Origin of the sequence: Marinobacter sp., from assembly GCF_035268745.1 — a bacterium.
Taxonomy (GTDB): Bacteria; Pseudomonadota; Gammaproteobacteria; order Pseudomonadales; family Oleiphilaceae; genus Marinobacter.
In genome coordinates this window covers 1-4,823 of the sequence record NZ_DATFKH010000208.1, presented here as the reverse complement: position 1 = coordinate 4,823, position 4,823 = coordinate 1, and the positions used below count along the sequence as shown (strand labels likewise).

The window sequence follows — 4,823 nt, the reverse complement described above, 5'->3', positions numbered from 1 at the left end:
CGGCCTGGCGATAGCGCCGGAGTACGTGCTGGTCGATGGCAACCGTTGCCCGGACTGGCACTGGCGTTCAGAGCCGGTCATCAAGGGTGACAGCAGGGTCGAGGCGATCAGTGCCGCGTCGATTCTCGCCAAGGTTACCCGGGACCGGGAAATGCAGATGCTTCACCAGCGTTTTCCCGAGTACGGTTTTGCCGGGCATAAAGGCTATCCCACACCGGTCCATGTGGCGGCGCTCGGTCAGTACGGCGCAACCTCCGAACACCGCCGCTCTTTCCGGCCGGTCCGGGAGGCCATTGAAGCCGTCGGATTCAACCCGGGCAAAACCCCCGAACCCCTGCAATTCGCCAGCGACCTGTTTGAAAATTTCGATTGACACCTCCATAATGAGACTTTAGTATACGCGCACGTTGATCGGGGCTACTCCGGTTAACCACCAGTTTGATGCGGGGTAGAGCAGTCTGATAGCTCGTCGGGCTCCCAGTCCCGGGAAAGCCGGAGGGAGATCAAGGACCTCCGGGTTCTGAGGCCGACCATGCAGGCGCCTCGGAAGTTGAAGTGAAAAACCAGTTTGATGCGGGGTAGAGCAGTCTGGTAGCTCGTCGGGCTCATAACCCGGAGGTCGTTGGTTCGAATCCAGCCCCCGCTACCACTATTGAAAAAAGCCAGTCGGGAACGACTGGCTTTTTGCTTTCTGGCGGGGGCTTTTGAGTCGCCAACTTTTTGTTGGCACCTGCGTGCCGCAATGTTGTCGCCGCGAACGCTTGAGCGCGTCCGCTCCCCGCTACCACTATTGAAAAAGGCCAGTCGGAGACGACTGGCTTTTTGCCTTCTGGCAATTGCCGCAGATTCCGACTGATCGTCTGCTCCGATCCTTTACTCCGGGCTCAGCCGAGACGATCCCTTGATTCTTGCTTGCGTGAAGAGCATCGTTCTCAGGGCATTACTTATCCATTTGCATGGCTGCTCGAACCATAGGGAACCCGATACTGACCGCGCACCTTCAAAACAGTTGGGCAAACTTCGGTTAATGACTGATCATACAATCTGTAAATGAGGTCAACTCGCAGACTGTTGAGAAACCCCCCACTCTCGTGACTGCGCGAGTTCGTCAGAATATCGCCTCAGCCATAGGGGTTTTCATAGAACGTGGCCTGGATGCGCTCGATTTCCTCAACTTCGCTTAGAAAAACGTCCACACATTCCTGATCCAGTTTGTGACCGGCCATTTCCCTTAATTTGGCAAAAGCTTTTTCATTTGACCAGGCGGGTTTGTAGGGGCGATGGCTGGTCAGTGCGTCAAAAACATCTGCCACGGCCACAATCCGGGCTTCAACTGGAATCTGGGCTTGTTTCAAAGCCTCCGGATAACCGCTGCCATCGACTGCTTCGTGATGATACAAGGCGATGTTGCGCAGCAGCTCAATATACTCGATGCCGCCCAGGCCATAGTTATGCAGAAGTCTGTCAATAATATCCCGGCCATTGCGCGAATGCTCCCGCATGATGCGATATTCATCTTCCGACAGTTTGTCGGGTTTCAGCAGGATGTTGTCAGGGATCGTCAATTTTCCGATATCATGCAGCGGCGAGAAAAGAAATATATGCTGAATAAAATCATCACTAAACTGGTGGGTTTTGGCCAGTTTTCTGGCAATCATGCGGGAATAATGGGCCATGCGTTCCAAATGGCCGCCGGTCTCAGGGTCACGATGATGACCCATTTCTTTGGCTGACCGTACCGTCGCAACAAGGGTTTTTATTTTGCTCTGCTCTGCATAAAGCATGAATGCAATCAGGTGGCCGGTCATGTCTATCTCACCCAATACCCGCTCTTCGAAGACACCGCTTGCGCGGGAATTAAAGAAGAGGAAACCCAAAAAAACGCCCTCAGCAAATAGCGGCAAGGTATAACTGGACCGGTAGCCACCCTGGCTGATTACCTGAGTGTGGTAATGGTCGCCACTGTCAAAAATACTCAAATCATTGACCAGCCGTGGCTGGTTTTTCTGTAGTAATTCCAGCAAAGAGGGACAATCAGCGAGACGGGCCTGATAATTTTCCAGCTGCAGCGCATCGTCGGCGCTGTAGACAAAGGTGGAAACCAGGTCTGAAGCCGGGTCATACAAGGCAATAGCCATTCTGTGAATAAACGGATACCGCGACCGCAAGGTGTTATGCAGATAATGAATTTTTTCTCGAATAGACTGATGCTGGTTCAGTCCACCCAGTTGATCCTTGTGGGTATAATGACTCATTAATTCGTGCCTGAGATAATCAAATTTCCGGTCTTTAAGCATAGAACAAAGTGAAATAATTGCCGTGATGCTGTAAGCAGAAACAGAGCTGCTAAAGCGTGAGGCCGCGCAGGGTGACGGGGGCTTGCCACTTGGAGGCGCGCCATAATCTCATCCTGAATCCGACAAAACCAACTCCCTCCTTCAGGCGACTCGCAAGCGTGCGTTTGTGACTGAACTGCAACTCAGTCTTGAGGATATCTGGAATCAGCCGCGGGGATGATTCAGACAAAGGCTGAGGGCTGCCTTGTCGTTGACATTGAGCTTGCGATAGATTTGAGCCAGCTGATTACGTACGGTAGCCATTCAAATAGTCTTCAGGGTTTCCCGATAGCTTCCAGGTCTGTTCTTTGTGGCGTCTCCTGGTAGGGCAAAGTCACATATTCCTGTTGAGGCCAGTGTCTCTGGCGGCAACCCGGCCGGATGTGTTCCAATGATCTATAGACAGTCAGGCCAGCCAAAAAAGCTGTGTCAGGTACTTCGGGGCCGGGTTAAAAACAATGAATAAAGACGAAGAAATGGTCAAGCGCCGCGGCTCTGCCCTTCGTGGCCGGCAACTGGAGCCGGCGGTACTTTCGGAGCTGCGGAACCTGATCGGTGACGAGCGTACCGACCCGTCACTGCGCCACCGTGATCGCCTGATCGAGCACCTGCATGCACTGCAGGACAGCTTCGGTTACCTCTCCATGGCCCGCCTCCGGGCCCTGGCCTCGTTGATGAATCTGCCCATGGCCGCCATCTATGAAACGGCCACCTTTTATGCCCATTTCGATGTTATCCACGACGAACAGGCGCCGCCGCCGGCGATAACACTGCGGGTATGTGACTCGCTCTCCTGTGGTCTTGCCGGGGCCGAAGCACTGCACCAGGCGCTGGGTGCCGGGGCGGATCCCGCCGCCGTGCGGGTACTGCGGGCACCCTGTATGGGGCGCTGCGACACAGCGCCGGTGGTGGCCGTGGGGCACCATCACCTGTGCCATGCCACTGCCGGCAACGTGGCTGCCGCGGTAGAACAGGGGCAGACCCGGCCGCAGGAGATCCGTTGGCAACGTCTCCCGGATTACCGTTCCACCGGTGGTTATCGACTGCTGACCGATTGCCGTGAGGGCCGGGTAAGTGTCGAATCGCTGACCGAGGAGCTCGGGCACGCCGGCCTGCGCGGGCTGGGTGGCGCCGGATTTCCCACCGCCCGCAAATGGCAGTCGGTGCGGGCGGAACCCGGGCCGCGTTACGCGGTTATCAACGCCGACGAAGGCGAGCCCGGCACTTTCAAGGACCGTTATTACCTGGAACACGAACCCCACGGATTCCTCGAGGGAGCCCTGGTCAGTGCCTGGGCGGTCGAGGCGCAGGCCCTGTACATTTATCTGCGGGATGAGTACCCGGGGCTGCACCGGGTGCTGACCGAAGCCATTGCCGAGCTGGAAGCGGCGGCAATCGTCGCGCCAGGTTTTATCATTCTGCGCCGAGGCGCCGGGGCCTATATCTGCGGCGAGGAATCCGCCCTTATCGAGTCGCTGGAGGGCAAACCCGGCAAACCACGCCATCGCCCGCCGTTCGTTGCCCAGAAAGGGCTGTTTGGCCAGCCCACCCTGGTCAACAACGTCGAGACGGTTTACTGGATCCCGATCATCCACGCCCAGGGCGCGGAATGGTTCGCCAGCCAGGGGCGGCATGGTCGCAAGGGGCTTCGCAGTTTTTCCGTTTCCGGGCGGGTGGCCCGGCCCGGCGTGCACCTTGCCCCCGCAGGCATCACCCTTGACGAATTGATTGCGGAATACTGCGGCGGCATGGCCGAGGGGCATCGCCTGCTGGCCTATCTGCCTGGCGGTGCTTCCGGCGGGATACTGCCCGCCAGCAAAGCCGACATTCCCCTGGACTTCGACACCCTGCAGGAACACGGCTGTTTTATCGGCTCCGCCGCGGTGATCGTGCTGTCCGATCAGGACGATCTGCAGGCCGCCGCCGCCAACCTTCTGGGTTTCTTCGCCGATGAGTCCTGCGGACAGTGCACCCCCTGCCGGGTCGGTACCGAGAAAATGCTGACCTTGCTGGAACGCAACACCTGGGATGAGGAAACCCTTCAGCAGCTGGCCAGGGTGATGGCGGATGCCTCCATCTGCGGCCTGGGCCAGGCCGCCGCCAACCCGGTACTGAGTCTGCTGCGAGACTTCCGCAGCGAACTCGCCAGCCACAACCTGATCGCCAGAGGATAGGGAGGCAACCATGAGCCATCCAACCACAAGCTTTACCCTGACCCTGGACGGTGTGGAAGTTCAGGCCCATCCCGGCGAAACCCTGTGGCAGGTCGCAAAGCGCGCCGGCGAAACCATTCCGCATCTGTGCTTCAAGGACGCCCCCGGTTACCGTGCAGATGGCAATTGCCGCGCCTGCATGGTGGAAGTGGAAGGCGAACGGGTACTCGCCGCCAGCTGTATCCGTGAGGCAGCGCCCGGCATGGTGGTGCGCAGTGCGGGTTCCGACCGTGTGCAGGCAGCCCGCAAAGCGGTGCTGGAATTGCTGTTGGCG

General features: G+C 57.8%; 4 protein-coding genes and 1 tRNA gene. 4 read left to right on the top strand and 1 reads right to left on the bottom strand.

Annotated elements, in window-relative coordinates; genetic code table 11:
• Together VJ956_RS13890 and VJ956_RS13885 are read left to right on the top strand one after the other, a co-directional pair.
• Nucleotides 1–373, top strand: a 373-nt coding sequence (locus tag VJ956_RS13890; RefSeq protein WP_324085636.1) for a ribonuclease HII, incomplete at its 5' end; no start/stop codon positions are given.
• A gap of 199 nt (nucleotides 374–572) precedes the next feature.
• Nucleotides 573–649, top strand: a tRNA-Met gene (locus VJ956_RS13885).
• Nucleotides 650–1,121: 472 nt separating this feature from the next.
• Here the strand turns inward: VJ956_RS13885 and VJ956_RS13880 are convergent.
• On the bottom strand, nucleotides 1,122–2,297 hold the full coding sequence (locus VJ956_RS13880) for an HD domain-containing phosphohydrolase (RefSeq protein WP_324085635.1): 1,176 nt from the start codon (nucleotides 2,295–2,297) through the stop codon (nucleotides 1,122–1,124).
• 497 nt (nucleotides 2,298–2,794) lie between these two features.
• Between VJ956_RS13880 and VJ956_RS13875 the strand changes: the two genes are divergently transcribed.
• Nucleotides 2,795–4,510, top strand: a complete 1,716-nt coding sequence (locus VJ956_RS13875) for an NADH-ubiquinone oxidoreductase-F iron-sulfur binding region domain-containing protein (RefSeq protein WP_324085634.1) — start codon at nucleotides 2,795–2,797, stop codon at nucleotides 4,508–4,510.
• A gap of 10 nt (nucleotides 4,511–4,520) precedes the next feature.
• Nucleotides 4,521–4,823, top strand: a 303-nt coding sequence (locus VJ956_RS13870; RefSeq protein WP_324085633.1) for a 2Fe-2S iron-sulfur cluster-binding protein, incomplete at its 3' end; no start/stop codon positions are given.

Excerpts from the sequence above, each read along its gene's own strand:
- VJ956_RS13875 (WP_324085634.1), top strand. The coding sequence starts at position 2,795 with ATGAATAAAGACGAAGAAATGGTCAAGCGCCGCGGCTCTGCCCTTCGT.
- VJ956_RS13880 (WP_324085635.1), bottom strand. The coding sequence starts at position 2,297 with ATGCTTAAAGACCGGAAATTTGATTATCTCAGGCACGAATTAATGAGT.